The sequence below is a fragment of the Qipengyuania sp. RANM35 genome (genome assembly GCF_041021145.2).
Taxonomy (GTDB): domain Bacteria; phylum Pseudomonadota; class Alphaproteobacteria; order Sphingomonadales; family Sphingomonadaceae; genus Qipengyuania; species Qipengyuania soli.
Map to the genome: position 1 here is coordinate 691,989 of NZ_CM196433.1, position 23,512 is coordinate 715,500.

Genomic DNA, 23,512 nt, shown 5'->3' on the forward strand with positions numbered 1-23,512 from the left:
AGTAGCGCAAGGGAATGGCGTGCTAGATAGTCTGGACGCAATCCGCGAAGATGTTGCGCGCAGGTTTGCGCAGTCTGCGCATGACCGCCGATCGGCTTTCCACACGCCTGTGGTGGCCACTGCCGATGCGGATGCTCGCGTGATGGTATTGAGGTCCTTCGATGAAGCCAACTGGACCATGCGCTTTCACACCGACGCGCGTGCTCCCAAGGTAGACACCATCGCACGCGACAGTCGGGTAGGTGTCACCGTCTACGACCGCGAAGCGAATCTCCAGGTCAGGGCACGAGGAATAGGTCGCGTGGTCCTGAACGGACTTCTGGTCGATGCGGCGTGGGAGAGCAGCACGCGCTTTGCCCGCAGGTGCTACCTCGGGGCAGGGCCGGGTGAACTGGCCGACAGCCCGACCAGTGGACTGCCACCGCAAATCGAGGGGGCGGAACCGGGTTACGACGAACTCGCGCCGGCAAGGGAGAATTTTGCCGTGCTGCTGGTGGAAATCAACGAATTCGACTGGTTCTCCCTCGCTCACACGGGACACCGCCGCGCCCTAATCGCGCGCGAATCGGCACGCTGGATTACGCCGTGACGTGGTTCCGGTCGAAGACCACTGTTCGGTTACGTCCGCCACGCTTGGCAAAATAAAGTGCGTTGTCTGCGGCCTTGAGCAGGTCGGCTTCACTTGCACCCAAGCCCAATTCGGCAATTCCCGCGCTGATAGTTACCCTGTCCAGGCCATCGACCGACCATGCGCGGGTCTCGACATGCGAGCACAAGTCCGCACAGCGGGGCTGGAGGTCACTTGCAGCAACGCCCCGAGCGACCACCAGGAATTCTTCACCACCGAACCGACCGACCGTACCCAGACCACCAAACCGTTCGGTCAGCAAATTGCCCATTTCCTGGAGGATACGGTCGCCTGCTTCGTGGCCGAAACTGTCATTGATGGCCTTGAAATGATCGACGTCGATCATTGCGACGGTAAGGAGTTCATCGTGCCTGGCTGCATCGCGCACGGCATCGCCGAGGTCCGAAATGATCTTGCGACGGTTGGCGATGCCGGTGAGGTGGTCGGTCTCGGCCAGGAGCTTGACCTCCTTGGCCTCGCGCTCGGCCCTGCTGCGGGCAAGGGCAAGCTCGCGGATGGTTCTCGCGCGCTCGCTGATATCCATGATGGTCCCGAAGATGGCATAGTCTTCCGCGCGTGCCTGCGTTCCAAGTTCGCCGCGGCACTCGGTATCGAAGACCTGACCCTGGACGCCCGGAACACGTGCTTCGAACACGAAAGGTACTCCAGTCTGCAGCGACTGGTGCAGTATCCCTGCAACCCGGGCCTGGTCGTCAGCATGGAAGAGCGCGGCAATATCCGCGATTGATCGCGGCTCGGCTTCCTTGCCGAACAACCGCCGAGCTTCGCCCGAAAGATACACGCGCCCCTCGCTCGGCGAATAGCGCCAATGGCCGACCCGCGCGGCCTTCTCCGCGGCGGTCAGGAAGCGATTGCTCGACTCCAGCTCAAGCAAGTCACGCTGACGCTGCGCGAGGAGCAGACCGATGGGGAGTGCCGAAATCAGCAGGCCGAGGATGTAGACCTGCATGTAGAGCACCTGCTGGTGCTGTGTGGGGAAATAGCCGCTCACAGGCCCCGCATTGTAGATCGTGAGTACCGACCCGATGACGGCCACGACCATCAGCGCGAGCGATGTGCCACTGATCCCGAGGACGGCCGTTGCGATGGAAATGGCAATAAGGGGCAGGAAGAGCAGGGGTATCTCTGCTTGGCCGAAGGCGACGAAACTGGTCAGGGCGACAAGCAGCAAGACCCAGAATGCACGCAGGCTGTTAAGGCGCAGATAGCCATTGTCATGCTGGACAAGGAACAGGATGAATGGCGCGACGATCAGCATGCCCAGGCCCACTGTGCTCGCCCACGAACTCAGGAACCGGAGGTCGAGATTGGTAGACAGTAGCCCTGCGACGAGCGCGCTCAGGCAGCTTATAACGATGGCCGAAGCGGCGAACCTGATCAGGTTGAGCGGCTTTGCCAGTAGTTCGCCGCGACTCTTTTCCCCTCCCATTAGGAAGAAGACCGACCAACCCTCCGCGAGATTGGCGATAGTGTAGCCGACACAGGCGAGGATCGGCACACCGCCGAGGTAATTGGCGAGCAGGCTGGCAAGAGCGACGCCCGCAGTGGTCGAGATGCGGCCCTGTCGTCCCAGGTGCATGAGCGAGGCGACGAAAATGCCGCTCGAGGGCCATACGGCGGCAATGCCATCTTCGCCTTGCGTCAGGTCGAGCGCGACCATGGCGCATCCCAGCCACGCCAGACTGTACGCGACAGGCCAGACTATGTTTTCGCTTCTACCTGCAATCCCACGGTCCAAGGCATGTCCCCCTTGGGACGCGCCTTAGACCGGGAATATTGTCGGGGCAATTAACGCGTTAGCTTCTTGTAGGCGAGGCGGGTCGGACGATCGGCAGCGTCACCGAGGCGGCGTCTCTTGTCCTCTTCATAGGCTTCGAAGTTTCCTTCGAACCATTCGACATGGCTGTTGCCTTCGAATGCCAGGATGTGCGTCGCCAGGCGGTCGAGGAAGAAGCGGTCGTGGCTGATGACCACGGCGCAGCCGGCGAAGTTCTCGATCGCATCTTCCAGTGCTGCAAGGGTTTCGACGTCGAGGTCGTTGGTCGGCTCGTCCAGCAGCAGGACGTTACCGCCGGCCTTGAGCATCTTGGCCATGTGAACGCGGTTGCGCTCACCACCCGACAGCTTGCCGACGTTCTTCTGCTGGTCCGCGCCCTTGAAGTTGAACGCGCCGACATAGGCGCGCGTGCTCATGTCCTGGCCATTGACTTTCATGTAGTCGAGGCCATCCGAAATCTCTTCCCACACGTTGTGCTTGGGGTCGAGATGGTCACGGCTCTGGTCGACATAGCCGAGGCGCACGGTCGAGCCGATCTCGATCGTGCCGCTGTCGGGTGTTTCCTTGCCCGTAAGAATCTTGAACAGCGTCGACTTGCCCGCGCCGTTCGGACCGATCACGCCGACAATACCGCCCGGGGGAAGGGTGAACGACAGGTCTTCGAACAGCAGCTTGTCGCCATAGGCCTTGGAAATGCCCTTGGCCTCGATGACCTTGCCGCCAAGACGCTCGGGCACCTGAATGACGATCTGGGCCTTGCCGACCTGCCGGTTGTCTTGGCTGTTCTGCAGTTCCTCGAACTTGCGGATACGCGCTTTGGACTTGGTCTGCCGTGCGGCCGGGGTCTGGCGGATCCACTCGAGCTCACGCTGAAGGGCCTTCTGCTTGCCCGATTCCTCGCGGCTTTCCTGCTCGAGGCGCTTCGCCTTCTTCTCAAGGTAGGTCGAGTAATTGCCTTCGTATGGATAGTACGACCCGCGGTCGAGTTCGAGGATCCAGCCGACGACGTTGTCGAGGAAGTAGCGGTCGTGGGTGATCATCAGCACCGCACCCGCGTATTCCTTGAGGTGGTTTTCGAGCCACTGGACGCTTTCGGCGTCGAGGTGGTTGGTCGGTTCGTCGAGCAGCAGGATGCTGGGCTTCTGGATCAGCAGGCGGGTCAGCGCGACGCGGCGCTTTTCACCACCCGACAAGTCCTTGACCGGCCAGTCGCCGGGAGGGCAGCGCAGCGCTTCCATCGCGACCTCGAGCTGGTTGTCGAGCGTCCAGCCGTCGACCGCATCGATCTTGTCCTGCAGCTCGCCCATTTCCGCGCCCAGCGCGTCGAAATCGGCATCGGGCTCGCACATCAGAGCGCTGACTTCGTTGAAGCGAGCGACGAGGTCGGCGGTTTCCTTGGCGCCTTCGCGGACATTCTCGAGGACGGTCTTGGTCGGATCAAGCTCGGGTTCCTGCTCGAGATAGCCGACGGTGATGTTCTCACCCGGCCAGGCTTCGCCGGTGAAGTCCTTGTCGATCCCCGCCATGATCTTGATCAGCGTCGACTTGCCCGCACCGTTGGGGCCGACGATGCCGATCTTGGCGCCCTGGTAGAACTGCAGGTTGATATTCGACAGCACCGGCTTCTGGGCGCCGGGGAAGGTCTTGGTCATGTCCTTCATGACATAGGCATATTGGGCGGCCATCAGGCGGATCCTTCGAAACAGAATGGGATGAGCGGGCGGAACATGCCCGGCAGGTATGGGGCGCCAGATAATGACGCCGGGGCAAAGGGGCAAGCTCGGGATTGGCTTCGCATCTTCTTTCCCCTAGCCCCCCGCCCAATGGAAGAGGTCGAGTTCGAAGTTGTGGCGGGAACGCTTCCCACGGTCGCGATACTGTTCACCCACTTCGCGCCCTATCACATCGACCGGATCGAAGCGGCAGCCGCACGGCTCAAGGGCAGGGCGAGAGTGCTTGGCGTCGAGTGTGCAAGCGGCGAAGATACCTATTCGTGGGAGCCCAAACGCGAGACTTGCGAGGCTGACTACCTCTCGTTGTTTCCGGGCCGGAAATACGAGGACATCGGAAGGCTCGAACGGCTGACCGCCTATGCGGAGAAGCTCCGGCATTGCGAATGGGTGCTCTCGGGCATCCCGTGGAGCGACGTGGACATAGTTGCCCTGTCATGGCGCAGGCGGACGAAGGGGCGCAAGATGGTGGCGATGTCGTGCTCCAAGTTCGACGACAAGCCGCGCAACCTCGTACGCGAACAGGTGAAGTCGAAGCTCCTCCAGGGTTATTCCTCGGCAATCGTCGCCGGTCCGCGCCAGCGCGACTACCTGATGTTCCTCGGTTTCGACGAAGCGGATATCCTGCCGGGTTACAACACGCTTTCGGTGGAACGCATTAGGCAGCAAGCCCCCTTCGAACCCGTCGCGTGGGCAGATCGCCCTTTCACCTATGTCGGGCGGCTGGTCGGGAAGAAGAACCTGCCGACGTTGCTGGAAGGATATCGCCGATATGCAGCGGCAGCGGGGAAGGGCGCGCGAAGGCTCCTGCTTGTCGGCGACGGTCCCCTTCGCGGGGAACTTGAAACACTTGCGGAAACCCTCGGGATTGCGAATTGCGTCACCTTTGCCGGAGCGACCGACAGTGCAGGCGTGTCGGCGCACCTCAGCCGCGCTCTCGCGCTGTGCCTCGTCTCCACCGAAGAACAATGGGGCAATGTCGTGAACGAGGCCGTGGCCCTGGGCATCCCCTCGATAACTTCGGCCAACGTAGGCGCGCGTGACGCGCTGGTCCGGAGCGGGGTGAGCGGGCATGTCGTCGAACCGGCCTCGCCCGAAAGTATCGCTCGGGCCATGGCAGCAACAGCTTCAAGCGAGGCCAACTGGGTTGAACTCAGCCGCGCCGCATCGGAACACACATGGCTCGCCGACGCGGCGCGATTTGCCGATGCGGTCGAGATGCTCGTGGACCCGGAAAACGGCCCTGCAGCGGACATCGAACGCTTTTGGCAGGAATGCGAAGGCGGTTGAGCGACTGATCGCTGGACAGGGCAAGGTGCGCGCAATAGCAAGCCCGCCATGACAAGGTCGCCATTCGCGCTCGCCGCGCTCTCGCTCGCCATCGCCGCTCCCTCGAACGCGACCTCGCCGCCCAAATGGACGTTCGGCGACCAGGCGCAGAAGGCCCTCGAAGAGGACAAGACTGCCTGGGATTTTCTCGAGGGGATCACGACAGAGGTCGGACCGCGCATGGCTGGGACCGAGGCCGAGGTAAGGGGCCGTAGCTGGGCGGTCCAGTGGCTCAAGCGCAACGGCTTCGCTAATGTGATCGAAGAGCCGTACGACATGCAGACCTGGGTACGCGGAGAGGAAAAGGCGGAGGTCACCGCCCCCTATGCCCAGCCGATGCGCATTACCGCACTCGGGACGAGTGCCTCCACCGGACCCGACGGCATCGAGGCCGAGGTGGTCTATTTCCCGACCTACGCGCACCTTCAAGCGGCGGAACCGGGCAGCCTGAACGGGAAGATCGCATTCATCAGCCATGACATGCGCCCGACGCAGGACGGCTCTGGCTATGGCTTCGCCGGACCCGCACGCTGGACCGGTGCAGGCCTCGCCGCCAGCAAGGGCGCGGTCGCCACGGTAATCCGCTCGATCGGGACCGAGAACCACCGCACGCCCCACACCGGCGGCACGACCTTTCCGGAAGGGGTCGCCGCGACACCGGCCGGTGCATTGTCCAATCCCGATGCCGACAACCTCGAACGCATCTTCGCACGCCAGCCCAGGAGCGTGCGGATGAAGCTCGTCCTCACACCGCGCGACCTTGGGACGACGAAGAGTGGGAATGTGACAGGCGAGATCGTCGGACGCGACCCTTCGCTGCCACCTGTACTGTTGGCCTGTCATCTCGACAGCTGGGATCTCGGCACCGGGACTATCGATGATGGTGCAGGCTGCGCCATCATCGCTGCCGCCGCCAAGCAGGTCGCTGCACACGGCAAGCCGCTGCGAACTATTCGCGTGCTCTTTGCAGGGGCCGAGGAGACCGGGCTGTGGGGCTCCAAGGCTTATGCCGCTGCGCATAAGGATGAGCCCTTCTTGGTCGGGATTGAAAGCGACTTCGGTGCTGATCGCATCTGGCGGATCGACAGCAATTTCACGAAGACTGACGCCGACTTGTACACGCAGCTTTCTGCGGCAGTAGCGCCTTTCGGTGTCGCCCCGTCCATGCAGCAGGCAGGGGGTGGAGCTGATCTCAATGTGGTGCGCGAGCAGAAGGGGGCGCTGGTCGACCTGCAGCAGGACGGAACGCGCTATTTCGACCTGCACCACACTCCCGACGATACGCTGGACAAGGTCGATCCGGTGCAGCTTCGCCAGAATGTCGCTGTCTGGACTGCGGTTGTCGGTACCCTGGCCAACAGGGCGGACGGGATAAAACTGGCCGAATAGGACAGGTGCACGGTTGACGCGCAATTAACTATTCGCCGCTAGGCCAATCCGTATGGGACGGGCCTTGTAATCCATGCGCGAACAGATACTTGGGCTGATCACGCCGTTGATGGCGCTGATCTTCTTCAGCGTGTTCCTGCTGCTTTGGCGGCGGGGCAAGATGGGGGCCTATGTCCTCGCCTTTGCCGGAGCCTACCTGTTTTTCGGTCTCGGGTTCGTCGCGACGCACCTTCTCCCCGATACAGGCGCATTCTACGTCTTTCACCTTACCCAGCTGTTCTACACCGCAGGCAGCGTGTGCGTGATCTGGGGCGCGACAAGGCGTGTGAACCAGCACGTATCATTGCCGGTACTGGGTCTCGTTTATGTGCTGACAGCGTTGACGCTCGCGGTTGCCGTCGGAATGTCCGATGAGACGGGCCCCCGGCTCTATATCGTGAACACCGGATATGGAGTGATGTTCACAATCGGCACGATGGCGCTGCTGCAGGCTCCGCGCCGTTCAGCACTCGACAAACTCGTGACAGTCCTGTTCGCGATTTCCGCAGCGCAGTTCTTCATCCGGCCCGCGTTGACCCTGCTGATCGCGGGGGGCTCGGCTGCCAGCGATTATCGGGAATCCATCTACTATTCGGTGCTTAGCGTCGCAGTGACCATCCAATCGCTGGCGACGGCCGTATGCCTGATCTGGGCATGTGCGTGGGACCTGATCCAGGGCGAGCGCGAGCGAGCCCAGCGCGATGTGCTGACCGGCTTGCGTTCGCGCCGCGCATTCGAGCAGGACGCGCTCTCAACCATAGAGCGTGCCAAGCAGGAGGGCGTCCCGATAGCGATCGTCGTCGCCGACATCGACCATTTCAAGAGCGTCAACGACGTCTATGGCCACCAGGTCGGCGACAAGGCGATCGCCATTTTCGGTTCGGTGGTCGACGGCATGATCCGTCACAGCGACATCGCCGGACGCATCGGGGGTGAGGAATTCTGCATCATCGCGTGGAACTGTGATGCGGCAAGCGCCAAGACCATGGCCGATCGCATTCGTCGACGGTTCGCAGATACCCGGATTCCCGGAATGCCGGACGACAATCGCCTGACCGCAAGCTTTGGCGTCGCATCGCGACGCGAGGGCGAAGGCTATGGCAAGTTGTTCGCGCGGGCCGATGCCGAGCTGTACCGCGCCAAGGAGAGCGGTCGCGACCGCATTTGCCTGCCTGAGCGTGAGAACAATCTTTCCCGACTGCCGCTGGATCGTGAGGTCCGCACGGCCTCGGCCTAGCCTCGCAGCAACCTTGGCATCTGGGCCATTTGCAGGCCGGCCCTCAATACCAGAAACGCGACGAAGGACAGCCAGAGTCCGTCATTGCCAAGCGGCCAGGTTAGCCAAAGCAGGACTACATAGCCTGCTGCGGCACCTGCCATGCTGACCAGTAGCGCGCGGGTCCAGCTGGCGCCGACGAAGACCCCGTCGAATACGAAGCCTGCAATGCCTGCGAAAGGAATCGCAATCAGCCAAGGCAACATGGCAGATGCTTCGTGCGCTACAGCTCCTGTCGCGGCGAAGCTTTCGATTATTGTGCGACCGGCAACAGCGAACAAGATCGCAAGCAGGCCGGCGACTGCGAAGCCGCGCCACAGGATCGCTCTGACGTAAGCGATGAATCCTTCCCGATCCTCGGCCCCCATGCGTTCGCCGTTGAGGACCTGCGCAGCATTCTCGAAGCCGTCGAGGAGAAGCGCGGAAAGGACGAAGAGCTGGTAGATGATGCCGTTGGCGGCGAGCACGACCGGCCCCCTTTCGGCCCCAAGTCGGGTGAGGGCGGCAAGCGCTACCATCAGCACCACCGTTCTCAGGAAGAGATCCCGATTGACCGAGAGAAACGGGCGCAGCGCCGCCAGCGACAAGTGCGCGCGATCGGCGCTAGCTTCACGCAGGTCCGCGGCATCGCTACGGCTCACGAGGAAGGCGCAGGCACCAAGCTTCGCGAATTCTGCGATGAAGCTCGACCAGCCAATGCCCGCAATGCCCCAGTCGAGCCCGAGCGCGAGCCACAGGCCAAGCGCAACATTCAGCGCATTGTAGGCAATTTCGATGACCAGGACTTCGCGCATGCGCCGACGACCGACCAGAAAGCCGACGAAAGCAAAATTCGCCATGACCGCGGGGGCGCTCCAGTAGCGGATATCGGCATATGTCCGGGCCGCGATGGCCACATCTCCGTCGGCTCCAAGAGTCTTGAGCATCAGGGGCAGCAGCACCGGCTTCGCGATCAGCAACATGATTGCGATGGCAAACCCGACCACCAGGCCGCGCAAAAGGACTGCTGCCTGCTCCCGCTGGCCCAAGCGCGTGCCCGCTTGTGCGACCAGGCCGGTAGTCCCGGTCTTGAGGAAGTTCATCACGGTGAAGAGGACTGCGAAAAGCTTGGCCCCGACATCGACCGCACCCTGGGTCGCTGCATCACCGAGCTGGCCGACGATCCACATGTCCCCGACGCCGATCAGCGCGGTCGCAACATTGGTGATCATTGCGGGGAGCGCGATGGCCCAGATCACGCGGGTGTCGATAATCGGTGCCGGGTTCGCGCGTCTCGAGTTCACGCAGTGCGTGTGCGGGCTCAAGCCGGTCAGGGCAAGTGTCGAATGGTCCGGTGAGGGTCGCTCAGGCGGCCTTCGCCCGGGCGACGGGAATGATGTTGCCTATCCGGTCGACGACATCTTCCAGGCGCTCACGATGGACGCAGTAGAACACCTGCTTCGCTTCCCGCTCGGCTTCGACGAGGTCCGCATCACGAAGGACGCGCAGCTGTTGCGACAATGCAGGTTGGGTAATGCCTGTGGCCGCTTCGATCTCCCCGACCGACAGGCGGTTCGATCCCAGTGTGCAGAGGATCTGGAGGCGCGAAGGATGCGCAAGTGCCTTCAATGCATCGATCGAAGGGCAGCGCTCGCCCAGTTTTGCTTGGCTCATGACCGGCTCTCTCCCCCGGAGCGGACTCGCACGCCAAGCCAGCACCGGCAGCGTAATCATATGATACTTATCATATTACGCAAAACTGAATTACACTTTGGGTAAAATTGCAAGAAGTTGCATTTGACGTGCAAGACTAGCAATGTCGCCGGACGCGCGATGATGTAAGGGGGCGCCATGTTGGATCAGTTCGACGCGCTGCTGCTCGCCCGAATCCAGTTCGCCTTCACGGTGAGCTTCCACTTCATTTTCCCGGCATTCTCGATCGGGCTGGCGAGTTATCTCGCGGTGCTCGAAGGCATGTGGCTGAAGACCGGTCAGGATCTTTATCGCGACCTGTTCAAGTACTGGCTGAAGATCTTCGCCATCGCCTTTGCCATGGGCGTCGTGAGCGGCATCGTGATGAGCTACCAGTTCGGGACCAACTGGTCGGTGTTCTCGGACAAGGCCGGGCCGGTCATCGGGCCGCTGATGGCCTACGAGGTGCTGACGGCATTCTTCCTCGAGGCAGGGTTCCTCGGCGTCATGCTCTTCGGCATGAACAAGGTCGGGCGCGGGTTGCATTTCACCGCCACACTTATGGTTGCGCTGGGCACGTTCGTGTCGGCCTTCTGGATCCTGAGCGTGAACAGCTGGATGCAGACGCCGACCGGTTACGAGCTTGGTGCCAACGGGCAATTCTTGCCGGGCGAAAGCTGGCTGAACATCATCTTCAATCCCAGCTTCCCCTATCGTCTCGTTCACACGGTGATTGCGGCATACCTCACAACCGCGTTCGTCGTGGGAGGCGTTGGCGCTTGGCATCTCCTGAAAGACCGCACGAACGCCCACGCGCGCAAGATGTTCTCGATGGCGATGTGGATGGCGGCACTGGTCGCCCCGGTGCAGATTTTCGCAGGCGACATGCATGGACTCAACACGCTCGAGCACCAGCCGGTCAAGGTCATGGCGATGGAGGGGCATTACCAGAGCCATCCAGACGGCGCTCCGCTCTACCTGTTCGGTATACCGAACGACAAGGAACAGCGGCTCGATTACGCGGTTGGCATTCCCAAGCTCTCCAGCCTGATCCTGAAGCATGAACCCGATGCTCCGCTTGAGGGCCTCGACACTGTGCCCGACGCAGACCAGCCGCCTGTCTTCCCGGTGTTCTGGGCGTTCCGCGTCATGGTCGGGATCGGCTTCGCCATGCTCGGCATCGGCGCATGGAGCCTGCTCGCCCGGATGCGGGGCAAGCTATACGACTGGAGGCCGCTGCACCGTGCGGCGGTGGCAATGGGCCCTGCCGGCTTCGTCGCAGTGATCGCGGGCTGGATTACCACCGAGGTCGGGCGCCAGCCCTTCACGGTCTATGGCCTGCTCCGCACCGCCGAGAGCGCCAGTCCGCTCGACGCGCCTGCGGTGGCAATGTCGCTTCTGGCCTTCGTGCTGGTCTATTTCGCGGTCTTCGGTGTCGGCACCTGGTACATCCTGCGCCTCATGAGCGGCGCGCCACATGCTGGCGAGAAGGGCGTCAAGCGCACCGAGAAGGGGCCGATCCGCACCGCCGGTATCACGCCCGGGCCAACGCAGAATCCCGGCGAGGATCCCGATGTCCTGCCCGACAGCGCCGAGGAGGCGACCGATGGGCGTTGATATCGACCTTACCACCGTCTGGGCTTTCATCATCGCCTTCGCGGTTTTCGCCTATGTCATCATGGACGGTTTCGACCTCGGCATCGGCATCCTCTTCCCCTTCTTCGATGTGGGGGAGGAGCGCGACCAGGCGATGAACTCGATCGCGCCCGTGTGGGACGGGAACGAGACTTGGCTGGTGTTGGGAGGAGGGGGGCTCCTTGCTGCATTCCCGATGGCCTACGGTATCGTGCTGCCGGCGACCTATCCGCTCATTATCGCCATGTTGTTGGGGCTCGTGTTTCGCGGAGTAGCCTTCGAATTCCGCTGGCGCGACCCGGGACACAGGGCGTTCTGGGACTTCGCCTTCACCGTCGGTTCCATCGTTGCCGCGATGTCTCAGGGAATGGTGCTGGGCGCGTTGTTGCAGGGGATCGAAGTGGTCGACCGCGCATATGCGGGTAGCTGGTTTGACTGGCTGACGCCCTATACGCTGCTGACCGGACTGGGTGTTACCGCAGGCTACGCGCTGCTTGGCGCGACGTGGCTCATTGTGAAAGTGGAGGGACGCTGTCTCGATCATGCCTATCGCCTCGCCAAGGTGACATTCTTTGCCACTTTGGGGCTTCTTGTCGCGGTGAGCCTCTACACGCCGTTCCTCGATGCGCAGTACTTCGAACGCTGGTTCACCATGCCCAATGTGCTGTTCGCCGCCCAGGTCCCGCTGCTGACGGGGATCATCGCGTTCGCCTTGCTGCGTGCGCTGGCGAAGCGGCGGACCTATCGCCCGTTCCTGCTCGCCCTCGGCCTGTTCCTGCTCGGAATGGCGGGGTTGGGCGTATCGATGTGGCCTTATGTTGTGCCCGACCAGGTGACCATCTGGGACGCCGCTGCACCTGAACGCAGCCAGGTCTTCATGCTCTGGGGCACTGCCTTCATCATGCCCGTGATCCTCGCCTACACCGGCTGGGCCTATTGGGTCTTTCGCGGCAAGGTTGGGACGGAAGGGTACCACTGATGCGGCTCGTGCCCCTGGATGGTGCCGAGAAGGCCGAAGGGCAACCACTCTGGCGCCGCCTCGGCTGGATGGCGGCAATCTGGCTGGCAAGTGTCACCCTGCTGGGAGCAGTCGCGTACTTGCTGAGGCTGTGGCTTTCCTGAAGCCGTCGTCACAGGGAAATGAAATGGTCGGGGAGACAGGATTCGAACCTGCGACATCCTGCTCCCAAAGCAGGCGCGCTACCGGACTGCGCTACTCCCCGACACTGTTTCAACACCGCGCTGCGACTGGTGGGCCCGGCAGGACTCGAACCCGCGACCTAGCCGTTATGAGCGGCCAGCTCTAACCAACTGAGCTACAGGCCCCCATGCGCCGCATGCGGAGCAGAGCGCCTAGCCGCGCGCAGTTGCACTGGCAAGTCGCTAGACGTCGACTGCGTCCATGATTTCCGCAACGGTTGTCGGCCGCACTCCGCGCAAGTCGAAATAGCCGTATACCGACCGCAGCCATTCGTAGAACCGGTCGAGATCGTCCTCGTCGCGAACATATGGTGTGTAACCGGGAACAAGCGAGGGGCTGTGGAAGCTGAGCACCAGCAGTGGCAGGCCATCGTCCAGCGCAATGTCGATCCCGCGCAGCGCTTCTTCGCTCGAAACGCCTTCGGGCGTGAGCGCGATGCGTTCAAGCAGGCCGAGGCGTGAGAGCACCCCTGCCGCGCGCGGAAAGCGCTTGGTCAATGGATAGAGCGTCTCTCCCTGGCGGCGGAGCATGCCCCAGTAGACGGTGGTCAGGGGCAGCTCGAGCAGCTTGCGCTCGCCATCGGCCCAATAGGGAGCGACCGGATGGGCGCTGTAGTCCGGACCACCTTCGGCGCTGTAGTCGAAGCAGGCGCGCACCGAGGTGTCGATTGCGACACCCGTGTCGGCCAGCATGCGGGCGGTTTCCCTGCCGATGCCGTATCGACCAGCGCGGTAGATCCGGGGGGGAGTTGCGAACTTCTCTTCGATAAGGTCGCGCAGGAGGGTGAACTTCTCGCGTTCGAGCGCGTGCGGCAGGTTCCCGGCGAAGCTGTTGTGGCGATCGACCTCTTCATCGAAAGGCGGGTTGACCCAGGGATGCAGCTGGATGCCGATCTCTGCTTTCCCGGCTGCAACTGCGGAACCGATGACTTCTTGTGCCACCGGCGAATTGGCGACCGGCCAGTCCACGAGATAGACGGGCGACACACCGATTCCCTCGCAGAATTGCTGCAGCTTTGCGATGCGGCGGATGCTGTCGAGCCCGTAACCGTCGCGGGAAAAATCGCCCTTCCAGTCGAACTCTTCTTCCGTGTCGACCGTCAGCAGCGCGCGCGGCCCGAAGCCTTCGGCAAATCTTGCCGCCTGCTGCCTGCGCGGCGGGTCCAGAAGGTTGGCATTGGTGATCGTCAAAGCCCCAGCGGAAGTGAATTCGGTGGCGGATTATCCCGCGGCGCGACCATTGATGTCGTTGGGGCTAGGCAGGGCATCCTCGGGGGTCAAGAGCGGGAGCGACAGGATCAACCACTTGTCGTCGCGAACGAGTTCACCGCCGGCAGAGCGCGCCTCGGCACGGGCCAGCCGCAGCGAGAAGCCGGCACCGAATATGCCCGAACTCAGCGTGCTTGATGCCGACCGGGCTTCCGACGAGAAAAGCTCCTCGGTCGCGGCGAGCGATGCCGGCAATTGTGCCCGCAGCGAAACTTCGTCCCCCTCGGTCTTGAGGTCGAGCTTGATCGCCTCGCCTGCACCGGTGGCACCGGCCAATGTCGCCAGTACGCGCCACGCGAGCATCTCGGCCTCCTGCTGAGCCAGCGGAAGGAGAGCGGCAACCTCATGCACGGTCGTATCGAAGCGCGCGACGCGCGGGCTGAGCACGGATTGGAGTTGCTTGACCTGCGTGCGCACGATCCCTGCGAAGTCGCTGGCCCCTGCCTCGAGATCGAGGGCACCCGTCTCCAGCTTGGCTAGGCGATCGAGTTCGTCGAACCCGGCCAGGATGCGGGCGCTGTCCCCGGCGATCGAGGCCGCAAGTGCGCGGTATTCGTGCGGGGTCGGGCCGAAAACCTGCTGTTGGATGACCTCGGCATAACCCTGCATGGCATTGACCGGCGTGCGCAGTTCGTGGAGCAGCTGGCGCAAGCGGTCTGCCCCGGCATTGCGGTCTGCCTCTGCCATGCCAGCCGAGCGCCGGAAGCGGCCGGCGTAGCCGAAGAACCGGCCGTCCCCGCGGGTAAACCGCGGGGTGGCATCGACGATCCAGTCGCCGGAAATGGCAGGACCGCCCCTCAGGGTGAAGCGAGCCCCTCGAAGGGGCCGACGGTGAAGCAGCGCTGAAGCGAAATCATCCTCGCGCGCATCGGCATCATGTCGTGCGGTGAGCGTGGTCCCGATGACCATTGCGGCGACGTCGCCTTCGGCCCAGTCGATCCGTCCTTCGGAATCGGTGCCGAAGATAAAAGCATCGATCCGCTTGCGTACAGGCGCCGCGTCCAGCCCGGCCATGGGCAGCGAAGGCGCATCATTCGCCGTTGCTTCGGCGCGGTTGCGCTTGAAGGTCTCGATCCGCTCGACCAGCGCACGGATGCCTTCGCCATCGGGCATTTTTGCAGCTGGTTCCGGCTCCTGCGCGGGTTCCAACCCCGCTTGGGATTCCGGTTCTTCCTCACTTGCGACTTCGATGTCGTTTGCAGGGGAAAGGATCAGCGGCTCGGGTGCTTCGGGAATTTCGGGCGCCGCAACCTCGTCCGGATCGTCGACCAGCATCTGCACCATGTCGGGCAGGGGAAGCGCGCGGTCTTGCACGCCCAGCTGGTCGAGCACACGAACCGCTTCCATGGGAAGATCGCGGCGATGGCGCAGGAAGCCGCGGGCGCGGATCGGCAGGCGCGGTATCAGCTCTTCCCACTCAGCGCCGCTGAGTTCGGCACGATACAGCGCCGCAGCCGCGATCGACGGGTGCGCCTCCCCGAACCAGCGAACCAGCTCCGGATTGCGGAACCGCCAGCCGGTCTCACCGACGATCTTGGCGCGCTCGGGGACGGGAATCATCTCGGCCAAGGCGATGAGTCGCAAATAGGCGGCGGCCTTCAGCGCGGGGTCGCCGGCCTGCGGGCGCTCCCCCAACAGGTCGATAAGTTGCCGGAATTGCGTCTTTCCGGCGCGCTCGCCCGTGGCGCGGTTGCGCAGCACAGTGGCAAGGCGGTCGTCGAAATGCATCGGTTCTCCGGTCGGTTAGACGGTTTGCGGGCCGTAAACCATGGCAGCGCGAGGGTTTCTATCTGTGAAAAAATTACACTGAACGAGAAGTTGCCTGCGCGTTGCAAAGCGGGACAATTGCTGGCAAAGATAATAATGTTAGCCAATAAGTCGCATATGCGTTGTCAACATTTCGTATGCTGACTCGCGCGACCGCATGGCAGCTCAAGATTCAGGGGCAGATGAAGTTATGGCCAATCTCGACGAAATCGACCGCAAGCTCCTCTCCGAGCTGCAGGCCGAGGGGCGCATCACCAACGTCGAGCTGGCCCATCGCGTCGGCCTGACCGCGCCACCTTGCCTGCGTCGCGTCCGGGCGCTCGAGGAAGAGGGGGTCATCAAGGGCTATCATGCCGATCTCGAACCCGGGAAGTTGGGCTTTTCGATCACCGTCTTTGCCATGGTCAGCCTCAAGAGCCAGGCCGAGGACGCGCTGCGCGAATTCGAAGCGGCGATGAAGGAACTGCCCGAAGTGCGCGAAGTGCACATGCTCAATGGCGAGATCGATTTCATCCTCAAGATTGTCGCCCGCGACCTGCAGGGCTTCCAGGAATTCCTCACCAGCAAGCTCACGCCCGCGCCCAATGTAGCGAGCGTCAAGACCTCGCTGACGATCCGCACCAGCAAGCACGAGCCGGGCGTTCCGCTGGGCTGATTTGCAGGATGGCAGCGCCCGATACGATCGAAGGCCACTGCCTATGCGGCGCGGTCTGCATCGTGATCGAGGGCCCCAGCGCAGAGGTCGAAATCTGTCAGTGCAGCATGTGCCGCCGCTGGGGTGGAGCATTCTACAGTGCGCAGACCGGAAAGCAGATGACCGTGCGCGGCGAGGAGCACGCCGAAGTCTACCGCTCCAGCGAATGGGCCGAACGCGCGTTCTGCCGGACTTGCGGCAGCAACCTGTGGTTTCGTTTCCTGCCTACCGGCAACCGCAGCTTCTCAGCCGGTCTGTTTGACGGCTCAAGACGGTTCGCGGTGGAGAAGGAGATATTCACCGACGAGGCAGCTGACTGGTGTCGTCTCGCCGGCAACCATCCCCGCCAGACAGGCGCAGAAGTCATCGCCGAGGCGAGGGCCGCGGGCTTCTTTCAGGATTAGCTTGTGTGGCCGCTAGGAAACAAAGCGCGAGAACTCAGTCTTCGCGCTCCTTGAGCCATTCCTCGAGCCACTTGATCGAATAGTCGCCGGTCTGCACGTCGGGCTGCTGGAGCAGTGCCTGGTGAAGCGGGATGTTGGTTTTTACCCCTTCGACGACCATTTCCTCGAGCGCACGCTTGAGGCGCATCATGCAACCGTTGCGGGTGCGGCCATAGACGATCAGCTTGGCGATCATGCTGTCGTAATAGGGGGGGATCCTGTAGCCCGCATAAAGCCCGCTATCGACCCGCACATGCATGCCGCCGGCGGCATGGAAATAGCTGACGAGGCCGGGCGAGGGCGCGAAGGTCCAGGGGTCTTCCGCATTGATGCGGCACTCGATGGCGTGGCCCTTGAACTCGATTTCGTCCTGCGTGACCGAAAGCGGCTGGCCATCGGCGATACGGATTTGTTCGCGGACGAGGTCGAGGCCGGTGATCGCTTCGGTCACCGGATGTTCGACCTGCAGGCGGGTGTTCATCTCGATGAAGTAGAACTCGCCGTCTTCCCACAGGAACTCGATCGTGCCCGCGCCGCGATAGGCCATGTCGCGCATCGCCTTGGCGCAGATTTCGCCCATCCGCATACGGTCCTCGACCGAAAGGACGGGGCTGGGTGCCTCCTCGAGAACCTTCTGGTGGCGGCGCTGGAGAGAGCAGTCGCGCTCGCCGAGATGGATGGCGTTGCCATTACCATCGCCGAAGACCTGGAATTCGATGTGGCGCGGATTACCGAGATATTTCTCGATATAGACGGTCGCGTCGCCGAATGCGGCCTTCGCCTCGCTGCCGGCCTGCTGCATCAGCGTCTCGAGCTGGTCCTCGCTCTCGCACACCTTCATGCCGCGGCCGCCGCCGCCGCTCGCCGCCTTGATGATGACCGGGTAGCCGATCTCGGCTGCGATCTCGCGCGCCTCGTCGATGTCGGAGACGGCACCGTCGGAGCCGGGCACCAGCGGCAGGCCGAGTGCGCCCGCGGTGCGCTTCGCCTCGACCTTGTCGCCCATGGTGCGGATGTGTTCGGGCTTGGGGCCGATCCATTTGAGGTCATGCGCCTCGACGATCTCGGCGAACTTGGCGTTCTCGGACAGGAAGCCATAACCTGGGTGGATCGCATCGGCATGCGCGATCTCGGCGGCCGAGATGATGTTGGCGATGTTGAGGTAGCTGTCGGTCGCACTCGGCGGACCGATGCACACCGCGTGGTCGGCCAGGCGGACATGCATGGCATCGGCGTCGGCGGTGGAGTGGACCGCGACCGTCTCGATACCCATTTCATGCGCCGCGCGATGGATGCGCAGCGCGATTTCGCCGCGGTTGGCGATCAGTATGCGCGAAATACCCATGGATCAGCCGATGACGATAAGCGGCTGGTCGAATTCGACCGGCTGGGCGTTCTCGACAAGAATGGCCTTGACCGTGCCCGACTTGTCGGCGGCAATCGGGTTCATGACCTTCATCGCCTCGACGATGACCAGCGTCTGGCCTTCCTTGACGCTGTCGCCGACCTTCACGAAATCGGCCGCGCCCGGTTCGGGAGCGAGATATACGGTGCCGACCATCGGCGACTTGATCGCGCCGGCGGTATCGGCGGCTGCCGCTGCTTCAGGTGCAGGTGCGGCTGCAGCAGGAGCGGCTGCGGGGGCCGAAGCCATCATCGGCATTGCAGGAGCGGCCATCGCCACCCCGCCGCCGCGCGAAACGCGGATCTTGCGCTCGCCATCTTCGACTTCGATTTCGGTGAGACCGGTTTCGCCCAGCATCTCGGCAAGTTCGCGCACGAGAGCGGTATCGACGTTCATTCCGGACTTGCCGGCGGTGCCTTTATGGTCGGCCATGGGACCTCGTTATCTGTTGCGTGGCAGCGCCTATGCGCCGGGCTGGCGCGTGTGACAAGGGGTGAGAAGCTGCAATTTACAGCGCAGCAGCCTTCTCCAACGCTACGGAATAGCTGCGCGGGCCAAGACCTTTCACTTCGTCCACCGCGCCCATGCCGACATAGGAGATGTGGCGAAACTCCTCGCGCTTCGAGGGATCGGACAAGTGCACCTCTATCACAGGCACGCCGATCGCCTTGATCGCGTCGAGCAGAGCGATGGAGGTGTGGGTATAGGCTCCCGCGTTGAGCAGCACCGCCTTGGCCCCGACCTCGCGCGCTTCGTGCAGCCAGTCGACCAGCACGCCCTCGTGGTTGGTCTGGCGCACATCGATTTCGACGCCGAGGCCCTTTGCCTGTTCGTGGAGGGCCTGGGCGATGTCGTCGAGCGTGTCGGAGCCATAGATCTCCGGCTCCCGCGTGCCGAGCAGGTTGAGATTGGGGCCATTAAGAACGAAGATTGTCTGCATCGCTCTGGGTTAGCCCGATCGGAGACGCTACGGAAGAGCGCGACGCATCCAGTCCCAGGACGCGTCGCGATAATGTCTAATTGGCCAGCAGGCGCCGGGCCTCTTCGCTGACGATGTCGGCGACCTCCTGATACAACTTCGCGAACACGGCAGACGAGCGCCAGGCCGCGCCTACACTACGGTATTCGGTCCAGTTCCCGGGCTCGGCGATCCTCACGCCGTCGATCCCGCCCGCGTTCGAGCGGACGTAGATTTCGGGCAGCATTGCCAGGCCGACGCCCGAGGCAGCCATTTGCCGCAACGCATCGAGGCTGGTTCCCTCGTAATCCGCCAGAATCGTGGCGCCGAACTGCGCGCAAACCCCTTCGAGTTGACGGTGATAGTGATGGCGGTGGTCGAGTGTCAGGAATGTTCGGCCACCGAACGAACGCCTCGTGAGCCTGTCGAACGTAAGGAGTGGATCGTCCGGCGGTGCCACGATCCGTAACGGCTCACGAAAAAGCGGTTCTATGTGCAGGCCGCGACCCGCGATAGGCATGGGCGACAGGACCATGTCGAGTTCTCCCGCTGCCAGTTCGCCTTGCTGGACCGAGGGGATGCCCTCGCGGATGTAGAGCCGGAGCGCAGGGTAGCGCCGGTGGAGCTCCTTGATGACTTGCGGCATCAGGTAGGGGCCGATGGTGGGCGTTACGCCAAAACGGATGGTGCCAGCGGGTCGCGAGGCAACCCGGTCGGCGACTTCGCCGAAATCCCTCACCGCACCAAGCACGCTACGCGCGGATTGGATGAGTTCGCGGCCCCCGGGCGTCAGTTGCATGCCCTTGGGCACGCGCTCGAAGAGTTTCAGGCCCAGCGCGTCCTCGAGCGAGCGGAGCTGCTGGCTGAGGGCTGGCTGCGTCAGTCCGAGCGCCAAGGCAGCGTCCCCCATGTTGCCGGTCTCGGCGATCTTGGCGAACATTTCGAACTGGCGGATCGAGGGCATGGGTAGACATTAGCAAATCTTATCGAAAAACCGCAAGAGTTCGAATTGGATTATCATGATGCTTTCCCTCATGTGGCGCCGCGATGGCGGCCCAGGCCGCACGAGTTTCGAGGAGAGCATGATGAAGAACTTCGCAATTGCCGCAGTGCTGACGCTCGGTCTGTCCGGTGCTGCCATTGCGCAGGACAAGGACTGGTCATTCGGCGACGGCGAGACCCACGAACACTGGGGTGACATCCGAGCCGAATACGCCACTTGCGACGCGGGCAAGATGCAGTCGCCCATCGACCTCACCGGCCCCGACGCCCGTGGCGACATCAAGCTCGAAACCCGCTTCGGCGAAGCCAGCGGCAGGCTCGCGCTGGCCAAGCAGAAGGTCCAGATCGACTTCACGCCCGGACAGGGCAAGGGCATGACCAGCGGCGACAAGACCTTCAATCTGCTGCAGGTTCACTTTCACACGCCCTCGGAGCATGCCGTAAACGGCAAGCGCTATCCGATGGTGGCGCACTTCGTTCACGCGACGCAGGCCGGGGAGCTCGGCGTCCTCGGCGTCTTCTTCACCGAGGGGAGCGAGAATCCCGCCATCGATGCCCTGTTGAAGGCTCATGCCAAGGGCAATGGTGCCGCCCTCTCGGTCAACATCGATGACATGATCCCGACCGATCTCGACGTCTATCGCTATATGGGTTCGCTCACCACGCCGCCATGCAGCGAAGGGGTGAACTGGCATGTCGCAGACGTTCCGGTCGAGGCTAGCGCTGCACAGATCGCCAAGCTCAGCGGCGCTCTCGGACCCAGCGCGCGTTCAATCCAGCCGCGCAACGGCCGCCTGCTGGTCGCTCCCGAATAAATCGTCCCCTGACCGGCGCCGGAAACAGACAAGGAGTAGGAAATGGATCAGCTTTCTGCGACCCTGCTTTCGGCGCCGGTACTTTTCTTCGTACTGGGAGCCCTTGCTGCGGCGGCGCGATCGGATCTCGCCGTGCCGGAAACCATCGCCAAGGGGATGTCGCTCTACTTGATGGCCGCGATCGGCCTTAAGGGCGGCGTTGAAGTCGCCAATGCGGGCATCGGACCCGAACTCGTCACGGCGCTGGGGGCAGGTTTGCTCCTGAGTGCCTCCATACCATTCCTGGTTGCCCCGGCGCTGGCGCGCTTTGGCGGGCTGGACCGGACGAACACCGGCGCGGTTGCCGCACACTACGGATCGGTCAGTGTCGTCACCTTCGTGACTGCCAGCCAGGTCTATGGCGACAATGGTTTCGTGGTTGCCGGCTTCATGGTCGCGGTCCTCGCGATGATGGAAACTCCCGCAATCCTTTCCGGCCTGTTCATTGCGCGCAAACAGGGTGGCAGCGCATTGTCGCGCGAGCTGATGCGCGAGGTGCTGTTCAACGGCTCGGTCGTCCTGCTTCTGGGCAGCTTCGCAATCGGCATGCTCATCGGTGAGAAAGGCTTCGAGCCGATCTCGCCGCTGTTCAAGGCCGGCTTCACCGGTGTCCTGTGTCTCTTCCTGCTCGACATGGGCCTGATCGCAATGCGGCGCATACTCAAGACCCGTGCCCTTACCTGGCGCCTGGCAACTCTTGCGGTCGCATTCCCGATCATGAACGGAACCATCGCGGTGACAATCGGGACCCTGATCGGGCTCGATGCGCCCTCGGCCGCCGCGCTCGGCATCCTTGGTGCGAGTGCATCCTACATCGCCGTGCCGGCAGCGATGCGCCTGTCACTGCCACAGGCTGACGCCGGCCTGTATCTCGCGATGTCGCTTGGCGTGACCTTCCCGTTCAACATAGTACTGGGCATCCCGCTCTTCCGCTGGATGTCCGAGACCCTTGGAGCCCTGCTATGATCGAGACGACGCCCCGTGAAAGGATCGAAGTCCTGGTCGACGCGCCGCTCGCGCCGCGTCTCGCCGACATGGCAGAGGCTGCGGGGATTACCGGTCACACGCTGATCCGCACCGAGAGTGGGCGCGGTCGACACGGCGATTGGTCCGAGGATCTCATTAGCGGTGCGACGGCAAAATACATCTTCCTGACGATTGCCAATCGTGATCGGGCGGAGACTTTTCTGCAGATGATCGCGCCATTGCTCGACAGTCATGGACTGGTGGTCCTGCGTTCGACCGTGGACGTCATACGTCCGGAAAGGTTCTAGGGGTCGCTACTGATCGACACCCTTGACCTTCCCCCACTGCCGCGCCGCGGTGTAGCCGAGATAGCCCGTGCCGAAGAGCGCGTAGAGCGCATCGGGCAACGCAGCGAGGTATCTGGTCATGCCGTCGCCGATGGCAAAGGCAGCAGCAGGATTGAAGGCGGCGATCACCCCCATCGGCACGCTGAACAGGATCAGCGCGTACATGGTGTAGAGGAAGCTGGGACGGGCGCGGCTGGTCCAGGGGTCGCTGCTCTGCGCCTCGGCGACGATCGCCGACATGCGTGCCTCGATCTGTTTGAGTTCCTGCGTGCCTTCGAGCGTCAGCAGTTCGAGCTTGGCCTTGGCACGGGCTTCCTTGTCGGGGATGACCTTGTCGATGATCGAGGCGATCGGGCCGATAAGCGATTCGATGAGCGGCATGTGGCGTCTCCGGTTAGCGAGACCGAATCAGTTAACCACAATGGTTCGTGTAGGAAAGACAACTGGCCGCAAACGCACAGCAGCACGTCGCAATCGCCGGAGTTTGGGGAGGAAACCACTGGTCGGGACGAGAGGATTCGAACCTCCGACCCCCACACCCCCAGTGTGATGCGCTACCAGGCTGCGCTACGTCCCGAGACCAGTGGAGGGCGGCCCTATAGGCGGGACATCGGGGCATGGCAAGCGGGTGTCTCACCCAATTCGTTGCCCTGCGCCAGCATTGCTGCTAACCGCGCCCGCACTTCGGCCATCGGGCGTGCGGAGGGTGCTTGAACGAGCCATCCCGCGCACCCACTTGCGGCCGGTCGCGACAACCATACGACAGGTAATTCCCCGATGCTCGATTTCCTTGCCGCCGCCAGTTCCACCGCGGCCCAGCCGCCCGCTTGGACCGGCTGGATCCTGCCTCTCGGCATGCTGCTGATCCTGTGGTTCCTCATCATCCGTCCGCAGATGCGCCAGCAGAAGCAGCACCGCGAAAAGGTCGAGGGGCTCAAGAAGGGCGATGAAGTCGTGACCGGTGGTGGCCTCGTCGGCAAGATCACCAAGGTGGAAGAGCACTTCGTCCATGTGGAAGTGGCCAAGGGCATGGTGGTGAAGGCGGTTCGCGGCACCATCGGCGAAGTCCTGTCCTCGCGCGGCACGCCCGCGGCGAACGACTGAGGCGAGGG

General features: G+C 62.9%; 24 protein-coding genes and 3 tRNA genes. 13 read left to right on the forward strand and 14 right to left on the reverse strand.

Annotation, left to right across the window (positions count from 1 at the left end; all coding sequences use genetic code 11):
- The first annotated feature begins 19 nt into the window (after window positions 1–19).
- Window positions 20–589, forward strand: coding sequence for a flavin-binding protein (locus RAM60_RS03470; RefSeq protein WP_510640179.1), 570 nt, complete (start codon window positions 20–22; stop codon window positions 587–589).
- On the opposite strand, the gene RAM60_RS03475 is transcribed toward RAM60_RS03470, so the two are convergent.
- Both RAM60_RS03475 and ettA read right to left on the reverse strand, forming a co-directional pair.
- Complete coding sequence (locus RAM60_RS03475) at window positions 579–2,387, reverse strand: sensor domain-containing diguanylate cyclase (RefSeq protein WP_369025549.1); 1,809 nt, start codon at window positions 2,385–2,387, stop codon at window positions 579–581. The two genes, RAM60_RS03470 and RAM60_RS03475, sit on opposite strands and share 11 nt — an antisense overlap.
- Before the next feature lie 50 nt (window positions 2,388–2,437).
- Window positions 2,438–4,111 (reverse strand): energy-dependent translational throttle protein EttA, encoded by a 1,674-nt coding sequence (ettA, locus tag RAM60_RS03480; protein WP_369025548.1) that lies wholly within the window; start codon window positions 4,109–4,111, stop codon window positions 2,438–2,440.
- A 138-nt stretch (window positions 4,112–4,249) separates the two neighbouring features.
- Here ettA and RAM60_RS03485 point away from each other — a divergent pair, with 138 nt between their 5' ends.
- The 3 genes from RAM60_RS03485 (at window position 4,250) to RAM60_RS03495 (ending at window position 8,150) form a co-directional block, all read left to right on the forward strand.
- Complete coding sequence (locus RAM60_RS03485; protein WP_369025547.1) at window positions 4,250–5,446, forward strand: glycosyltransferase; 1,197 nt, start codon at window positions 4,250–4,252, stop codon at window positions 5,444–5,446.
- A 48-nt stretch (window positions 5,447–5,494) separates the two neighbouring features.
- Window positions 5,495–6,874 (forward strand): M20/M25/M40 family metallo-hydrolase, encoded by a 1,380-nt coding sequence (locus tag RAM60_RS03490; protein WP_369025546.1) that lies wholly within the window; start codon window positions 5,495–5,497, stop codon window positions 6,872–6,874.
- A 73-nt stretch (window positions 6,875–6,947) separates the two neighbouring features.
- On the forward strand, window positions 6,948–8,150 hold the full coding sequence (locus tag RAM60_RS03495) for a GGDEF domain-containing protein (protein ID WP_369025545.1): 1,203 nt from the start codon (window positions 6,948–6,950) through the stop codon (window positions 8,148–8,150).
- On the opposite strand, the gene RAM60_RS03500 is transcribed toward RAM60_RS03495, so the two are convergent.
- Window positions 8,147–9,472 carry an MATE family efflux transporter gene (locus RAM60_RS03500; RefSeq protein ID WP_369025544.1) on the reverse strand — a complete coding sequence of 442 codons (1,326 nt, stop codon included), beginning with the start codon at window positions 9,470–9,472 and terminating at the stop codon, window positions 8,147–8,149. The genes RAM60_RS03495 and RAM60_RS03500 overlap by 4 nt on opposite strands.
- Window positions 9,473–9,533: 61 nt before the next feature.
- On the reverse strand, window positions 9,534–9,842 hold the full coding sequence (locus RAM60_RS03505; protein ID WP_369025543.1) for an ArsR/SmtB family transcription factor: 309 nt from the start codon (window positions 9,840–9,842) through the stop codon (window positions 9,534–9,536).
- Window positions 9,843–10,019: 177 nt separating this feature from the next.
- On the opposite strand from RAM60_RS03505, the gene RAM60_RS03510 reads away from it, so the two are divergent.
- The 3 genes from RAM60_RS03510 to RAM60_RS03520 are packed head-to-tail and all read left to right on the forward strand — an operon-like array spanning window position 10,020 to window position 12,617.
- Complete coding sequence (locus RAM60_RS03510) at window positions 10,020–11,477, forward strand: cytochrome ubiquinol oxidase subunit I (RefSeq protein WP_369025542.1); 1,458 nt, start codon at window positions 10,020–10,022, stop codon at window positions 11,475–11,477.
- A complete protein-coding gene (gene cydB / locus RAM60_RS03515) occupies window positions 11,467–12,474 on the forward strand; it encodes a cytochrome d ubiquinol oxidase subunit II (RefSeq protein ID WP_369025541.1) in 1,008 nt (335 codons plus the stop codon). Before RAM60_RS03510 ends, cydB begins: the two co-directional genes overlap by 11 nt.
- Window positions 12,474–12,617 carry a DUF2474 domain-containing protein gene (locus RAM60_RS03520; RefSeq protein ID WP_369025540.1) on the forward strand — a complete coding sequence of 48 codons (144 nt, stop codon included), beginning with the start codon at window positions 12,474–12,476 and terminating at the stop codon, window positions 12,615–12,617. The genes cydB and RAM60_RS03520 overlap by 1 nt, the downstream gene beginning before the upstream one ends.
- Before the next feature lie 24 nt (window positions 12,618–12,641).
- Here RAM60_RS03520 and RAM60_RS03525 read toward each other — a convergent pair.
- The 4 genes from RAM60_RS03525 to RAM60_RS03540 form a co-directional block, all read right to left on the reverse strand.
- Window positions 12,642–12,718 (reverse strand) — tRNA-Pro (locus RAM60_RS03525).
- Between the two features lie 26 nt (window positions 12,719–12,744).
- Window positions 12,745–12,821: transfer RNA gene (locus RAM60_RS03530), tRNA-Ile, on the reverse strand.
- Window positions 12,822–12,878: 57 nt separating this feature from the next.
- Window positions 12,879–13,880, reverse strand: coding sequence for a polysaccharide deacetylase family protein (locus RAM60_RS03535; RefSeq protein WP_369026147.1), 1,002 nt, complete (start codon window positions 13,878–13,880; stop codon window positions 12,879–12,881).
- Window positions 13,881–13,916: 36 nt separating this feature from the next.
- Entirely contained in the window at window positions 13,917–15,692 is a 1,776-nt protein-coding gene (locus RAM60_RS03540) for a sensor histidine kinase (protein WP_369025539.1), read from the reverse strand.
- A 229-nt stretch (window positions 15,693–15,921) separates the two neighbouring features.
- Between RAM60_RS03540 and RAM60_RS03545 the strand changes: the two genes are divergently transcribed.
- Window positions 15,922–16,386, forward strand: coding sequence for an Lrp/AsnC family transcriptional regulator (locus RAM60_RS03545; RefSeq protein ID WP_200984161.1), 465 nt, complete (start codon window positions 15,922–15,924; stop codon window positions 16,384–16,386).
- 8 nt (window positions 16,387–16,394) lie between these two features.
- The gene (locus tag RAM60_RS03550) at window positions 16,395–16,829 is read left to right on the forward strand and encodes a GFA family protein (protein WP_369025538.1); all 435 of its coding nucleotides are present in this window, start codon (window positions 16,395–16,397) and stop codon (window positions 16,827–16,829) included.
- 34 nt (window positions 16,830–16,863) lie between these two features.
- On the opposite strand, the gene accC is transcribed toward RAM60_RS03550, so the two are convergent.
- The 4 genes from accC to RAM60_RS03570 form a co-directional block, all read right to left on the reverse strand.
- Complete coding sequence (gene accC, locus RAM60_RS03555; RefSeq protein ID WP_369025537.1) at window positions 16,864–18,213, reverse strand: acetyl-CoA carboxylase biotin carboxylase subunit; 1,350 nt, start codon at window positions 18,211–18,213, stop codon at window positions 16,864–16,866.
- A 3-nt stretch (window positions 18,214–18,216) separates the two neighbouring features.
- Entirely contained in the window at window positions 18,217–18,705 is a 489-nt protein-coding gene (accB, locus tag RAM60_RS03560) for an acetyl-CoA carboxylase biotin carboxyl carrier protein (RefSeq protein ID WP_369025536.1), read from the reverse strand.
- 76 nt (window positions 18,706–18,781) lie between these two features.
- Window positions 18,782–19,213, reverse strand: a complete 432-nt coding sequence (locus tag RAM60_RS03565; RefSeq protein ID WP_369025535.1) for a type II 3-dehydroquinate dehydratase — start codon at window positions 19,211–19,213, stop codon at window positions 18,782–18,784.
- 76 nt (window positions 19,214–19,289) lie between these two features.
- Window positions 19,290–20,195, reverse strand: coding sequence for a hydrogen peroxide-inducible genes activator (locus tag RAM60_RS03570; RefSeq protein WP_369025534.1), 906 nt, complete (start codon window positions 20,193–20,195; stop codon window positions 19,290–19,292).
- A 55-nt stretch (window positions 20,196–20,250) separates the two neighbouring features.
- Here RAM60_RS03570 and RAM60_RS03575 point away from each other — a divergent pair, with 55 nt between their 5' ends.
- The 3 genes from RAM60_RS03575 to RAM60_RS03585 are packed head-to-tail and all read left to right on the forward strand — an operon-like array spanning window position 20,251 to window position 22,361.
- Window positions 20,251–21,048, forward strand: coding sequence for a carbonic anhydrase (locus RAM60_RS03575; RefSeq protein ID WP_369025533.1), 798 nt, complete (start codon window positions 20,251–20,253; stop codon window positions 21,046–21,048).
- 42 nt (window positions 21,049–21,090) lie between these two features.
- Window positions 21,091–22,053, forward strand: a complete 963-nt coding sequence (locus tag RAM60_RS03580; RefSeq protein ID WP_200983260.1) for a sodium-dependent bicarbonate transport family permease — start codon at window positions 21,091–21,093, stop codon at window positions 22,051–22,053.
- The gene (locus RAM60_RS03585) at window positions 22,050–22,361 is read left to right on the forward strand and encodes a P-II family nitrogen regulator (protein WP_369025532.1); all 312 of its coding nucleotides are present in this window, start codon (window positions 22,050–22,052) and stop codon (window positions 22,359–22,361) included. Before RAM60_RS03580 ends, RAM60_RS03585 begins: the two co-directional genes overlap by 4 nt.
- A gap of 6 nt (window positions 22,362–22,367) precedes the next feature.
- On the opposite strand, the gene RAM60_RS03590 is transcribed toward RAM60_RS03585, so the two are convergent.
- Complete coding sequence (locus RAM60_RS03590; protein ID WP_369025531.1) at window positions 22,368–22,781, reverse strand: holin family protein; 414 nt, start codon at window positions 22,779–22,781, stop codon at window positions 22,368–22,370.
- Between the two features lie 119 nt (window positions 22,782–22,900).
- Window positions 22,901–22,977, reverse strand: a tRNA-Pro gene (locus tag RAM60_RS03595).
- A 200-nt stretch (window positions 22,978–23,177) separates the two neighbouring features.
- Between RAM60_RS03595 and yajC the strand changes: the two genes are divergently transcribed.
- Complete coding sequence (gene yajC / locus RAM60_RS03600) at window positions 23,178–23,504, forward strand: preprotein translocase subunit YajC (protein WP_200983266.1); 327 nt, start codon at window positions 23,178–23,180, stop codon at window positions 23,502–23,504.
- Window positions 23,505–23,512 lie beyond the last annotated feature (8 nt).